The following is a 12,719-nucleotide window of genomic DNA, read 5'->3' as shown; positions in this document are numbered from 1 at the left end:
AGGAGGAAGGCACATGGCCGACCCCAAGGGCTTCCTGAAGACCACCGAGCGAGAGCTCCCCAAGCACCGACCCGTCGACGTGCGCATCCAGGACTGGCGCGAGGTCTACGAGGACTTCGACCGGGGAACCGTCACCAAGCAGGCATCACGCTGCATGGACTGCGGCATCCCCTTCTGCCACAACGGCTGCCCCCTCGGTAACCTCATCCCCGAGTGGAACCACCTCGTCCACACCCACGACTGGGCCGAGGCGATCGAACGCCTGCACGCCACCAACAACTTCCCGGAGTTCACCGGCAGGCTCTGCCCCGCCCCGTGCGAATCCGCGTGCGTGCTCGGCATCAACCAGCCCGCCGTCACCATCAAGAACGTCGAGGTCTCCATCATCGACCGCGCGTGGGAGGAGGGCTGGGTCAAGCCCCTGCCCCCCACCACCCGCACCGGCAAGAAGGTCGCCGTCGTCGGCTCCGGCCCCGCCGGACTCGCCGCCGCCCAGCAGCTCACCCGCGCCGGACACGACGTCACCGTCTACGAACGCGCCGACCGCATCGGCGGCCTCCTGCGCTACGGCATCCCCGAGTTCAAGATGGAGAAGCGGCACATCGACCGCCGCCTCGCCCAGATGAGCGCCGAGGGCACCACCTTCCGCGCCGGAGTCGACGTCGGCACCGACATCACCGCCGACCAGCTGCGCGCCGACCACGACGCCGTCGTCATCAGCGGCGGCGCCACCGCCTGGCGCGACCTGCCCGCCAAGGGCCGCGAACTCGGCGGTATCCACCAGGCCATGGAGTACCTGCCCCTGGCCAACCGGGTCCAGGAGGGCGACTACGACACGCCCGCCATCAGCGCCAAGGGCAAGCACGTCGTCGTCATCGGCGGCGGCGACACCGGCGCCGACTGCGTCGGCACCGCCCACCGCCAGGGCGCCGCCTCGGTCACCCAGCTGGAGATCATGCCCAAGCCGCCCGCCACGCGGCCCGACAACCAGCCCTGGCCGACCATGCCCATGCTCTACAAGGTCACCAGCGCCCACGAGGAGGGCGGCAAGCGGATCTACTCCGTCAACACCGTCGAGTTCCTCGGCGACGACAACGGCCAGGTCCGCGCCCTCAAGCTCGTCGAGGTCAAGCGCACCGACAAGGGCTTCGAACCCGTCCAGGGCACCGAGCGCGAGATCCCCGCCGAACTCGTCACGCTCGCCATGGGCTTCGTCGGACCCCAGAAGGAGGGCCTGCTCGACCAGCTCGGCGTCGAACTCGACGGACGCGGCAACGTCGTCCGCGACACCGACTACCGCACCACCGTCGACGGCGTCTTCTGCGCCGGAGACATGGGCCGCGGCCAGTCGCTCATCGTCTGGGCCATCGCCGAGGGCCGCTCCGCCGCCGCCGGAGTCGACCGCTACCTCACCGACGACAGCGCACTGCCGGTCACCATCCCGCCGACCGCACGACCGCTCGTCTAGCCACAACCAGGCACACGCGCGCGCCGGGCGCGGAGGACACCCTCCGCACCCGGCGCGTCGCCGTGTCCCCCCACGCCACGAGCCATCCGGGATCCCACCAGAACCGTCCACAGCCCCCCACACCCCCTGGCCCGGACGCACGACGGCGCCGATACTGGGAACAAGGAGGACCCACCACACGCCCAGGAGGCCAGACGATGACCTACCGGCTCATCGCCGACACCGCCATGGTCGTGCACCTGGCCTTCCTCGCCTACCTCGCCCTCGGCGGATTCCTCGCCTGGAAGTGGCCCCGCACCCTGTGGATCCACCTCGGCTGCGTCCTGTACGGACTCGCCATCACCCTCATCGGCTGGCCCTGCCCCCTCACCCACGTCGAGAACTGGGCCCGCCGACGCGCCGGACAACAAGGACTGCCCCCGGAAGGCTTCATCGACCACTACCTCACCGGTATCGTCTACCCCGCCGAGCACCTGCTCACCGCACAGCTCACCGTCGCCCTCGCCGTCCTCACCTCCTGGGCAGGACTCCTCATCCTCACCCGAAGACGCACACGCAACACCACCCCGAACCGCGCGTAAAGATCGCGAATGGATTGGCCCGCCAACCATTTCCCCGCCCCGCACACGGACGTACCGTCGAAGACATGACCGTTGTGACCTGGGACTCCCTTCGCGCCGCAGAACACTTCACCATGCGAAACGCCCGGCTCATCGACCGGCTCCGCTTCGCCCACCTCTTCCAGAACGGACCCACCGAACCCGTCCGCTCCGCACTCTCCGCCTACCGCAACCTCGACGGCGGCTACGGCAACGGACTCGACCCCGACCTGCGCGGACACACCAGCCAACCCGCCGCCACCGAGATCGCCCTGCGCTACCTCGACGACCTCGGGCCCATCCCCACCACCCTCGGCACCGGCATCTGCCGCTACCTCACCACCGTCACCAACCCCGACGGCGGCCTGCCCTGCGTACGACCCAACGTCCGCCACACCGAAGCCGCCCCCTGGTGGCAGCAGCACCACGACTTCACCAGCGACCTCGGACTCACCGCACTCCTCGCCGGATACCTCCACAAACACAACATCAGCCACACCTGGCGCGACAACGCCACCGCCTACTGCTGGAAACGCATCAACGCCCTGCACTGGACCGACCCCCACCAGGCCATCGGCATCTGCACCTTCCTCCAACACGTCCCCGACCGCGACCGCGCCCTGCGCACCACCAGCCGACTGCACCCCATGATCCGCGCCGTCATCGACACCGACCCCAAACCCAACCCGCGCCGACACGCCCACACCGCACTCGACATCGCCACCCACCCCGACCACATCGCCCGACCCCTGTTCACCGACGCCGAGATCCAACGCAACCTCGACTTCTTCGAACAGACCCAACGACCCGACGGCGGCTGGGACGCCACCTGGCAGCACTGGGACACCGCCGCCACCCTCGAACGCGAAGGCATGCGCACCGTCCAACGCCTGCGCATCCTGTGCGCCTACGGCCGCGTCCAGGGCTACCTCCCGCCCCGCCGCCGCGACACCTGACACTCCGAACCCGGCCCCGGCACACCCCGGCCCCGCCGAGGCCGGACCCCCGCGCCCACCCCGCCCCGACACCCCCGCCAGCGAGGACCCCCACACCACCCAACGCCACCGAACCTCACCCAGGGTGCCCGAAGTTCGACTTCCCGCAGCCCCACATACGTCCATTCGCAACCTGGTTTAGACCACTCCATCCTCCAGACGCTCTAGAGTGTTAAGCGTGACACGTCGAGCAAAAATCGTCGCGACCCTCGGTCCCGCCACCTCGAGCCCGGAAGTCCTCCGCAAGCTCGTCGAAGCCGGACTGGACGTCGCCCGACTCAACCTCAGCCACGGAACCCACGACGACCACAGCGCCAACCTCGCCAACCTGCGAGACGCCGCTGAGGCCGCACAACGAGCAGTCGGCGTCCTCGCCGACCTCCAAGGGCCCAAGATCCGCGTCGGCACCTTCGCCGACGGCCCCGTCGACCTCAACGTCGGCGACGAGTTCACCATCACCACCGACGACGTCCCCGGAGACGCCCACCGCGTCTCCACCACCTACAAGGGACTCCCCGCGGACGTACGCCCCGGCGACCGCGTCCTCATCGACGACGGCCGCATCGCGCTGGAGTGCACCAAGACCACCAGCACCGACGTCCACACCCGCGTCATCGTCGCCGGCACCGTCTCCAACCACAAGGGACTCAACCTCCCCGGCGTCGCCGTCAGCGTCCCCGCACTCACCGAAAAGGACGAGGCGGACCTGCGCTGGGCCCTGCGACAGGGCGTCGACATGGTCGCCCTCTCCTTCGTCCGCAGCCCCGCCGACGCCGAGGAGTGCCACCGCATCATGGACGAGGAGGGCGTCACCGTCCCCCTCATCGCCAAGGTCGAGAAACCCCAGGCCGTCGAACGGCTCCAGGACATCATCGAGGTCTTCGACGGAGTCATGGTCGCCCGCGGCGACCTCGGCGTCGAACTCCCCCTCGAAAACGTCCCCATGGTGCAAAAACGCGCCGTCGAACGCTGCCGCGACAAGGCCAAACCGGTCATCGTCGCCACCCAGATGCTCGAATCCATGATCGGATCACCCCGGCCCACCCGCGCCGAGGCCTCCGACGTCGCCAACGCCGTCCTCGACGGCGCCGACGCCGTCATGCTCTCCGGAGAGACCAGCGTCGGCAAGTACCCCGTCGAGACCGTCGAGACCATGGCCCGCATCGTCAGCGCCGCCGAACAGGAATCCCTGCGCGCCTCGCACATCCTCAACCGGGTACCCGAGACCACCGGCGGAGCCATCGCCCGCGCCGCGGCCGAGATCGGCGCCACCGTCGGAGCCAAGGCACTGGTCGCCTTCACCATGTCCGGAGAGACCGCCCGACGCCTGGCCCGCTACCGCTCACCCATCCCGCTGATGGCCTTCACCACCGAGGAGACCACCCGCGGCGTGCTCTCCCTCACCTGGGGAGTCGAGAGCAACCTCGTGCCCTGGGTCGACAACACCGACGACATGGTCCGCCAGGTGGAGGCCGAACTCCTCCAGCTCGGCGACTACCACAAGGGCGACAAGGTCGTCATCGTCGCCGGAAGCCCGCCCGGAACCACCGGTTCTACCAACTCCCTGCGCGTCCACCGCCTCGGAGACGCCGTCGCCCTCGCGGCGCGGTAGCAACACCCGGGCGCCCCGCACCGGGCGCCCCCGACGTGCCGCATCAGGTCCGGCCCGGAGGACACGGCGTATGAGCCGCGCCGCCCACCGGGTCAGGACCAGGTGCGGCCCCGCCGCCGCGCCGCCCTCAGGCCGCCGACTCCCCGCGCACGTCCCCCCGCGGCTCCGACCCCGCCGCCGCGCCCCCCTCGGGCAGCACACGCTCCAACGGCATGTCCCACGGCAACAGGTTCCACGGACTGCGCTCGTCCTCCGTCAATAGACCCAGCGCCGCCCACACCCGGTCCGTCCCGCCGTGGTCGCCCTCCACACCCTTCTCCGGCCACAACAGGTAACCCGCGTGGAAGGCCATCGACAACTGCTGCCACGACGCGTACCGCCGCTGAAGATCCGAGGCCACCCGACGCAACAGCGTCTGCGTCTCCACCGGACTCAACCAGTCCAACGACGCGCCCCCGCACACCAACCGGATCACGTGCACCGACTTCCACCACTGGTAGGCGCCGATGAGCACCGTCTCGTCCGCCTCGGCCACCCCCGTGACCGCGCGCAACCGCGCCACCTGCTCCCCACTCAGCCGCACGTGCGCGCCCGTCACCTGCCCGCCCCGCTCACGCGGCAGACGCGACCTGGCCACCCCCGCGCTCAGATCCACCACCAGGTCCAGCTTCGGACCCGTGCGCAGCTCCTCCAACAGGGCGTCCACCGCCTCCAGCAGCGACTCGCGGTCGGTCACCCCCCACTGGCGCTCCAGCATCCGCTGGTAGGGACGGCGCAGCGACGGCCGGGCCACCACGTCCCAGGGCTCGGCCAGCGCCACCCGGAACGGCGCCGCCACGGCCGCCGCCCAGCGCTCCGTGCTCAACGGCGCGTCGGGGTCCTTGGTGCGCAGGGTGGGGGACTCACGCGAGCCCACCACCAGCTCGGCGAAGGAACCGGTGACCAGCGCCACGACGGGCACGAAGGCCCAGCCCGGCTGGCCGACGGCCACGAGAAGGACGATGAGCAGCGCGACGGGGGTCAGCAGCCACGGCTGGCGGCGCTGGGAACCCCACGCCACCACCACCCAGGCGCCGATAACCAGTGCGCCGACGATCCCGGCCACCGCGGTCAGCACCCGCTGCTCCTCTCCTGAGAAATCGCTTCTGGAACTCCAGGATCAAGGACGCGCGCCCGCGGAGGCGACCGAACTCACGGGTTGTACTCAGGTTGTGGCCGTGATGTGACCGGTTCCGCCAGGTTGCCCCGGCATAAAGTGACAAAGGGCCTATTTGGGGCGGTACCGGCTGGGTAGTTACGCAGGTTCTGGCACGTCTGTCCGGTCCCTCAGTACTTGGGCCCGACGAAGGCGTCCATGCGCGCCACGGCCTCCTTCTGCGCGATGGAGACGATGATGGCGTCCTTGTGCGGAGGCTTCGGCGCCACGCGGCTCCTCCAAGCGATCTCCAGGAGATCGAGAGAGTGGGTCAGGAGGTCGACGATGTCCTGCGAGGTGTTGCAGAAGAAGTAGCGCGGGTACTCGTAGTACTTCCACTGGTCCTTGACCCGCTTGCGCACCCGGTTGGAGACACGGCAGCCGTCCGAGTGGAACAGCCCTCGTATGAACTCTTGAGGGTGCTCGTCAACGATCTCCGACTGCCAGGATTTCAGGGCTATCTTCCGAGAGTGCTTCAACCCCTTGCCATGTTGGGGGAAGATGCACCGCCAGTGCTTCGATGTGGCCTTGACCTCGGTGCATCCCTGGCGCTGGACGTGGAAGACACCGACAGGGAAGACCTTGGGTATGGCTGCGGCACACTCCCTCATGAGACCGGGCCATGCATCGCAACAGACGATCGACAGGTAGTCGACACCGTTCCGTATGCCGCCGATGTAGCCGTCACCCAGGTACAGCCCGAGGAGATAGGCGTAGGCCTTCGGTTCTGGCGCACCGGTACCGCAAACCGGGCAGTAAGCGGTGCGGTCTTCCTCTGTATGAGAAGCCCTTCGGCTGCCGTAGCGCCAGTGCCTGATCGCCTGCACGGAGACGCCGCACTGTGCCGCGATGGCTTTGTCGGTCAGACCCAGGGCCTTGAGGCGGAAGGTTTCGGCGAGTATTTCATCAACGATGTCGCATGAGTACATGACATGCATGCTTGCCCACGCCTGTGACAATCCGTCGATGGTGCGACTACCGTGGGTTGATATGTCTGAAATGAAAAAAGCCGCCCGGTTGGGGCGGCTCTGTCACTTTGTACCCCGGGTGGGACTCGAACCCACACTGTATGGTGTTTGAGACCATTGTCTGCTGCCAATTGGACTACCGGGGCTTTTTTGGGTGAAACGGACATCCTGGCTGGTGTCCATCTACCTGTTCGGTCGGGGTTGCTCCGTCAACAGTGGTATCACGATTGACGCGCATGCCCGTCCCGACGTCCAGCATCCTAGCTGATCTCGGTAACCTCGTGTACGTGACGAGGACGCAGAGCCGTGTGGTGATCGCGGAAGACGAGGCCCTGATCCGCCTGGACCTCAAGGAGATGCTTGAGGAGGACGGCTACGCCGTCGTGGGGGAGGCCGGTGACGGTGAGACCGTGATCCGCCTTGCCCAGGAGCTCAAGCCCGACCTGGTGATCACCGACATCAAGATGCCCGTGCTCGACGGCCTCTCGGCCGCCGAGCGCATCGCCGCCGAGCGCATCGCCCCGGTGGTGATCCTGACCGCCTTCTCCCAGAGGGAGCTGGTCGAGCGGGCGCGCGAGGCCGGGGCCATGGCCTACCTGGTCAAGCCGTTCAACAAGGCCGACCTCGTGCCTGCCATCGAGATGGCCACCTCGCGCTACGCGGAGCTGTCCGCGCTGGAGTCGGAGGTCTCCAACCTCCAGGAGCGGCTGGAGACCCGCAAGCTGGTCGAACAGGCCAAGGGTCTGCTCCAGAGCCGCCACGGGATGAGCGAGCCCGAGGCGTTCCGCTGGATCCAGAAGAACTCGATGGACCGGCGGCTGACCATGCGCAGGGTCGCCGAGACGGTCGTGGAGACCCTTGGCGGCAAGCAGTGAGCCGCCATCCGTAAGCCGCGCTTACGCGCCCGCGCCAGCCGGACTGAACCGGTCTGGACGAAGGGGGCCGCACCCGACCGGGTGCGGCCCCCTTCGTCGTCCCCGCGCGGCCCTCTCTTCCCGGCCCCTGTGATCACTCCGGTACGCCGGGTGCGGAGAAAGTGTGCATTTGAGGCGCTTAACGCGATGGAAACAAGACAGATGTTCAGGGTCAATGTGCCAGGTGTACCGGTTTGGTCTCGTTTGCGCACGATGGGGTGACGGTTGGGTCACGTGGCATTAGCGCATCTGAACAACTTGCCTAAATCGGGCTAAACTCACCGCACCGAACAGCAAAGGACAGCGGTGGCGCGTGCGCGCATTCGCCACCGCCACCCTCAGATGCGCAAGGAGCGCGCGTGCGCACACGTCTTGTGACCGTGTTGCTCGCCCTGATCACCGCCATCCTGGTGATCCCGGGGCCAGCGGCGACGGCAGACGAACAGGGCGGTGAAGCGCTGCACGGTCAGATCCTCCATCCGGAGAACCGGGACCAGGGTGTCGAAGGCATCATGATCACGGTCTACGACGGCGAGGACGAGGTCGGGGCGGCGGAGACCGACTCTGAAGGAATGTGGGAAGTGGGCCTGCCCGGACCGGGCACCTACCGCGTGGTGGTGGACCAGGAGTCCGTCCCCGGGGAGTTCGCGGTGATCGAGGCCCTCTTCGTCGACGGTGAGACCGAGGTGGAGGTCGAGGCGGACGACCGGCGGCCGTTGATCGTCGCCCTGGAGGCGGCGGGCGCGGCCGAGGAGGAGTCGGCCTCGCCCTCGCAGGAGGAGACGGAGGACTCCTCCGGCGGGGAGGCGGCCGATGAGGAGTCGTTGGCGCCCAACACCGGCGCCGGTGGCTCCTTCGGGGACCGGGTGCTCCAGCTCACCGCGGCGGGTCTGCTGTTCGGCCTGGTCATCGCGGTTTCGGCGATCGGGCTCTCGTTGATCTTCGGTACGACGAAGCTGATCAACTTCGCCCACGGTGACCTGGTGACCTTCGGTGCGATGATCGCGCTGCTCTTCAGCACGGGTGCCGCGGGTATGGGCAACGCGCTGCTGGCGCTCTTCCTGGGGTTGGGCGCGGCGGTCCTGATCGGCGCCTTCCTGGAGGCCAGGCTGTCGCGGACGGCGCTGGTCGTCGCGCAGTGGTCGTCGATCCTCGCGGGTATCGCGCTGGCGACGGTCCTGGGCGTGATGGGGGACGCGGTCGGTTGGAGCGTGCCGCTGTGGTTGGCCGCGGTGGTCGCGGTGCTGATGGGCGCGGTGCTGGGCGGGTCGATGGAGCGCTACATCTGGCGTCCGCTGCGGCACCGCAACGTGGCGATGATCCAGATGTTCATCGTCTCGATCGGTCTGGCGCTGGTGGTGCGGCACGTGATCCTGGTGCTCTTCGGGGCGGGCCGGGAGCGTTACGCGGGTTTCCAGCTCCAGGAGATGGTGCGTCTGGGACCGGTGTCGATGCCGCCGCGCGACCTGGTGGTCATGGCGGTGGCGGTCGTGGTGCTGGTGGGGGTGGCCTGCCTGTTGCAGTTCACCCGGATCGGCAAGGCGATGCGCGCGGTGTCGGACAACCGGGACCTGGCGGAGTCGTCGGGTATCGACGTGGACCGGGTCACGCTGTACGTGTGGGGGCTCGGTGGCGGTCTGGCCGCTCTGGGCGGTGTGCTCTACGGGCTCAACCAGGTGGTGGAGTACGAGATGGGCTTCCGTCTGCTGCTGATGATGTTCGCCGCGGTGATCCTCGGCGGTCTCGGCACGGCCTACGGTGCGATGGTCGGCGGCCTGGCGGTCGGCCTGGTGGCGATGTTGTCCACCCTGTGGTTCCCGTCCCAGCTCATGCAGGCATGGGCTCTGGCGCTGATGATCCTCATGCTGCTGGTCAGGCCCCAGGGTCTGCTCGGTCGGCGTGAGCGGGTCGGCTAGGAGAGAAGACGATGGATATCCTTTCGATCCTCGCCGAGTCCACCCGGTCGGCGCTCGGCCCGATCGCGGCGATCTACGCGCTCGCGGCGATCGGCCTCAACCTCCACTTCGGTTACACCGGGCTGTTGAACTTCGGCCAGGTGGGTTTCATGCTGGTGGGCGCCTACGGCGTGGGCATCAGTGTGGCGGTGTTCGACCTGCCGTTGGTGGTGGGTTTCGGTGTCGGTCTGTTGTGCGCGTTCGTGATGGCCCTGTTGTTGGGCATTCCGACGCTGCGGTTGCGTGCGGACTACCTGTCGATCACGACGATCGCGGCGGCGGAGGTGATCCGTCTGGTGTACCGGGCGGGTTTCGCCGAGCCGCTGACCGGTGGTGTGTACGGGTTGCAGAACCTGGCGTCGGACTTCCGTGCGATCAACCCGTTCGACGGGGGTGAGCGTTACGGTTTCGGGGCGTTGTCCTACAACGGCAACCACCTGTGGGTTCTGGTGGTGACGTGGGGCCTGGTGCTGTTGATGGCCGGGTTGACGTGGGTGCTGATGCACAGTCCGTGGGGGCGTGTCATCAAGGGCATCCGGGAGGACGAGGACGCGGTCCGCAGTCTGGGCAAGAACGTGTTCGCGTACAAGATGCAGGCGCTGGTGCTGGGCGGTCTGGTGGGTGCCCTGGCGGGGTGCATGCTGGCCGTGTACCAGGCGTCGATCCAGCCGGACCAGTTCAAGCCGCAGGTGACGTTCTTCCTGTGGGTGATCCTGCTGTTGGGCGGTGCCGGTCGGGTGTTCGGTCCGGTGCTGGGCGCGATGGTGTTCTGGTTCCTGATGAACTTCACCGACGGTGTGCTCCAGGGTTTCGGCTCGATGGGGTGGCTGCCGTTCCTGGACGGTCCGGACTACGGTGCGATCCAGCTGGCCTTCGTGGGTCTGTTGCTGGTGTTGCTGATCGTCTTCCGGCCGCAGGGTCTCATCGGCGACCGCAAGGAGATGCTGATCAATGTCAAGTGACAAGGTGGGCGGCGGCGTCGGGTCCGGGGTCGGAGTCGACCGTGTGGCCGGTGCGGAGCCCGTGCCGGGTTCGGCGAAGCCGGATCCGATCCTGGTGGCGGACGGTGTGCGCCGTTCCTTCGGCGGTCTGACCGCGGTGGACGTGGGTCACCTGGAGGTGCAGCGGGGGACGATCACGGCGTTGATCGGTCCGAACGGTGCGGGTAAGTCGACGCTGTTCAACCTGTTGACCGGTTTCGACCGGGTGGACGGGGGGCGTTGGACCTTCCAGGGCAAGCCGATCAACGGCAGGCGCGGTCACCAGGTGGCGCGTGCGGGGATGGTGCGGACCTTCCAGCTGACCAAGGCGCTGACCCGGATGACGGTGTTGGACAACATGCTGTTGGGCGCGCCGGGCCAGTTCGGTGAGCGGATGGCGGGTGCGTTCCTGCGGCCTGTGTGGCGGAGGCAGGAGAGGGAGAACACGCGTCGCGCGCTGGATCTGTTGGAGCGGTTCAAGCTCATCGACAAGCGCGACGACATGGCGGGTTCGCTCTCGGGCGGTCAGCGCAAGCTGTTGGAGATGGCGCGTTCGCTGATGACCGATCCGACCATGATCATGCTGGACGAGCCGATGGCGGGGGTGAACCCGGCGCTGGTGCAGTCGTTGCTGGGGCACATCACGTCGTTGCGCGACGAGGGCAAGACGGTGCTCTTCGTGGAGCACGACATGGACGTGATCATGGGTATCAGCGACTGGATCGTGGTGCTCGCCCAGGGCCAGGTGATCGCGGAGGGCCGTCCTTCGGACATCCGGTCCAACCAGCAGGTGATCGACGCCTACCTGGGTGCCCAGGAGGAGACGGCCGAGGCCCCGGGGAGTGGTGATGACTGAGAGCGCGCAGCCGAGTCCGGAGAAGGTGGCGAAGGTCTCGGACGAGGTCCCGGTGGAGGCCGTGGAGGCCGCCGTGGCGCAGGAGCACCGTGAGGAGGTGCTGGAGCAGGCCGGTGAGGCGGCGCCGGTGGGTGGTCCGGAGGACTACCTGTTGTTGGCCAGGGAGCTGGTGGCGGGGTACGTGCCGGGGGTGAACATCCTCAACGGGTGCACCCTGACGCTGTCCGAGGGCGAGGTCGTGGCGATCATCGGCCCGAACGGGGCGGGTAAGTCCACGCTGATCAAGACGGTGTTCGGGTTGATCCCGGTGCGTGAGGGCGCTCTGACGCTGCGGGGGTCCGACATCGCGGGTCTGCCGGCGCACAGTCTGGTGGAGCGGGGGGTGGGTTACGTTCCGCAGACGCAGAACGTGTTCCCGTCGCTGACCATCGAGGAGAACCTCCAGATGGGGGCGTTCCTGCGGCCGCGGACGTTCACGAAGCGGTTCGCGGCGGTGGCGGAGCTGTTCCCGCTGCTGGCGGATCGGCGCAAGGCCAAGGCGGGGTCCTTGTCGGGTGGTGAGCGCCAGATGGTGGCCATGGGGCGTGCGCTGATGATGGAGCCGTCGGTGCTGTTGTTGGACGAGCCGACCGCGGGTCTGTCGCCGATCTACCAGGAGGAGGTCTTCCAGCGGGTCAAGGAGGTCAACCGGACGGGTGTGTCGGTGATCATGGTGGAGCAGAACGCGCGTCGCTGCCTGCAGATCTGTGACCGCGGCTACGTGTTGGACCAGGGGCGCAACGCCTACACCGGTACGGGTGCGGACCTGTTGAACGATCCCAACGTGATCGAGCTGTACCTGGGGACGCTGGCCAAGGGCTGAGTCGCCGTGGGGGAGGGGCGGGGCCCGTGGCGGGCTCCGCCCCTCCCTGTCGTGTGCGGCGGGGGCGGCGGTGCGTGTCGCGGTGGCCGGGTGGCTTCGTGCACAGGCCCGGCGGGGAGATGGCGTCCCGGGGCGGGACAAATTACCCTGGGAGGACGGGCACGTCCGTGCCCGTCCGCGGCCCCGTCCGCAGTGCGGGTCGGGGGCGGGGGAGAACACAGCGGCGCTGTGACGCCCGTGCGGGCCGGTGCGCGAGGAATGCGGTGCCGGTGCCGGGCGTTGAGAACCGTTGAAGAGGACGGGACCCGCCGCGGC

At 68.1% G+C, this 12,719-nt stretch carries 11 protein-coding genes and 1 tRNA gene; 9 read left to right on the top strand and 3 right to left on the bottom strand.

From position 1 onward, the window contains the following. Window positions 1–13 precede the first annotated feature (13 nt). From UIS43_RS09470 to pyk, 4 genes are all read left to right on the top strand, one after another. Window positions 14–1,468: a glutamate synthase subunit beta gene (locus UIS43_RS09470; RefSeq protein ID WP_071622466.1), complete on the top strand. Its 1,455-nt coding sequence runs from the start codon at window positions 14–16 to the stop codon at window positions 1,466–1,468. 197 nt (window positions 1,469–1,665) lie between these two features. Continuing rightward, a complete protein-coding gene (locus UIS43_RS09465) occupies window positions 1,666–2,049 on the top strand; it encodes a DUF2784 domain-containing protein (protein WP_370012972.1) in 384 nt (127 codons plus the stop codon). Between the two features lie 74 nt (window positions 2,050–2,123). Beyond that, window positions 2,124–3,023, top strand: a complete 900-nt coding sequence (locus UIS43_RS09460) for a hypothetical protein (protein ID WP_041552801.1) — start codon at window positions 2,124–2,126, stop codon at window positions 3,021–3,023. 217 nt (window positions 3,024–3,240) lie between these two features. Further along, on the top strand, window positions 3,241–4,674 hold the full coding sequence (gene pyk, locus UIS43_RS09455; RefSeq protein WP_013154177.1) for a pyruvate kinase: 1,434 nt from the start codon (window positions 3,241–3,243) through the stop codon (window positions 4,672–4,674). Window positions 4,675–4,801: 127 nt separating this feature from the next. Here the strand turns inward: pyk and UIS43_RS09450 are convergent, their stop codons facing one another. From UIS43_RS09450 to UIS43_RS09440, 3 genes are all read right to left on the bottom strand, one after another. Further along, window positions 4,802–5,791, bottom strand: coding sequence for a DUF1266 domain-containing protein (locus UIS43_RS09450; protein ID WP_013154176.1), 990 nt, complete (start codon window positions 5,789–5,791; stop codon window positions 4,802–4,804). Window positions 5,792–6,000: 209 nt separating this feature from the next. Further along, window positions 6,001–6,798, bottom strand: coding sequence for a transcriptional regulator (locus UIS43_RS09445; RefSeq protein WP_370012971.1), 798 nt, complete (start codon window positions 6,796–6,798; stop codon window positions 6,001–6,003). Between the two features lie 110 nt (window positions 6,799–6,908). Then, a tRNA-Leu gene (locus UIS43_RS09440) sits at window positions 6,909–6,983 on the bottom strand. 162 nt (window positions 6,984–7,145) lie between these two features. Here UIS43_RS09440 and UIS43_RS09435 point away from each other — a divergent pair. The 5 genes from UIS43_RS09435 to UIS43_RS09415 all read left to right on the top strand — a co-directional run bounded on the left by UIS43_RS09435 (window position 7,146) and on the right by UIS43_RS09415 (window position 12,404). Beyond that, window positions 7,146–7,712, top strand: coding sequence for an ANTAR domain-containing response regulator (locus UIS43_RS09435; protein WP_370013240.1), 567 nt, complete (start codon window positions 7,146–7,148; stop codon window positions 7,710–7,712). Window positions 7,713–8,110: 398 nt separating this feature from the next. Then, window positions 8,111–9,667: a branched-chain amino acid ABC transporter permease gene (locus tag UIS43_RS09430; protein WP_071622465.1), complete on the top strand. Its 1,557-nt coding sequence runs from the start codon at window positions 8,111–8,113 to the stop codon at window positions 9,665–9,667. A gap of 11 nt (window positions 9,668–9,678) precedes the next feature. Further along, window positions 9,679–10,668: a branched-chain amino acid ABC transporter permease gene (locus tag UIS43_RS09425; protein WP_013154172.1), complete on the top strand. Its 990-nt coding sequence runs from the start codon at window positions 9,679–9,681 to the stop codon at window positions 10,666–10,668. Continuing rightward, entirely contained in the window at window positions 10,658–11,542 is an 885-nt protein-coding gene (locus UIS43_RS09420) for an ABC transporter ATP-binding protein (RefSeq protein ID WP_071622464.1), read from the top strand. The genes UIS43_RS09425 and UIS43_RS09420 overlap by 11 nt, the downstream gene beginning before the upstream one ends. Beyond that, window positions 11,535–12,404, top strand: a complete 870-nt coding sequence (locus UIS43_RS09415; protein WP_013154171.1) for an ABC transporter ATP-binding protein — start codon at window positions 11,535–11,537, stop codon at window positions 12,402–12,404. The genes UIS43_RS09420 and UIS43_RS09415 overlap by 8 nt, the downstream gene beginning before the upstream one ends. Window positions 12,405–12,719 lie beyond the last annotated feature (315 nt).

It is taken from the genome of Nocardiopsis sp. LDBS0036, from assembly GCF_041228755.1.
Lineage (GTDB): Bacteria > Actinomycetota > Actinomycetes > Streptosporangiales > Streptosporangiaceae > Nocardiopsis > Nocardiopsis dassonvillei.
This window is presented reverse-complemented; position numbering and strand designations above follow the sequence as displayed.

What these genes read in the sequence shown, in the direction of transcription:
- UIS43_RS09470 (WP_071622466.1), top strand. Translation starts at nt 14, where the DNA reads ATGGCCGACCCCAAGGGCTTCCTGAAGACCACCGAGCGAGAGCTCCCC.
- UIS43_RS09465 (WP_370012972.1), top strand. Translation starts at nt 1,666, where the DNA reads ATGACCTACCGGCTCATCGCCGACACCGCCATGGTCGTGCACCTGGCC.
- UIS43_RS09445 (WP_370012971.1), bottom strand. Translation starts at nt 6,798, where the DNA reads ATGTACTCATGCGACATCGTTGATGAAATACTCGCCGAAACCTTCCGC.
- UIS43_RS09425 (WP_013154172.1), top strand. Translation starts at nt 9,679, where the DNA reads ATGGATATCCTTTCGATCCTCGCCGAGTCCACCCGGTCGGCGCTCGGC.
- UIS43_RS09420 (WP_071622464.1), top strand. Translation starts at nt 10,658, where the DNA reads ATGTCAAGTGACAAGGTGGGCGGCGGCGTCGGGTCCGGGGTCGGAGTC.
- UIS43_RS09415 (WP_013154171.1), top strand. Translation starts at nt 11,535, where the DNA reads ATGACTGAGAGCGCGCAGCCGAGTCCGGAGAAGGTGGCGAAGGTCTCG.